Raw genomic sequence first — 217 nt, 5'->3', positions numbered from 1 at the left:
CTCAGGTGTGGCGCAGGAGTTCATAGAGCAGGCAGGAGCCGCATTTACAGAAGAACATCCCAATATAACCATAGAATATGAGAATGTGGAACTTGGTGACGCTAACGGACAGATCGCGCTTGACGGACCGGCAGGAGTCGGCGCTGACTGTTTTGCGATTCCCAATAACGTGATCGGAAATCTGGTTGCAGGCGGGCATATCACAGAGATTACAGAC

General features: G+C 51.2%; 1 protein-coding gene. It reads left to right on the top strand.

Annotation, left to right across the window (positions count from 1 at the left end; genetic code table 11):
• Positions 1–217: extracellular solute-binding protein (locus HJY11_RS14355; RefSeq protein ID WP_208076545.1), on the top strand; the 217-nt coding region annotated here is incomplete at both ends.

The sequence above is a fragment of the Bittarella massiliensis (ex Durand et al. 2017) genome (assembly GCF_017566145.1).
GTDB lineage: Bacteria > Bacillota > Clostridia > Oscillospirales > Ruminococcaceae > Bittarella > Bittarella massiliensis_A.
Note: the sequence above shows the minus strand (reverse complement) of the source record. Positions and strands in the feature narration are given on the sequence as shown.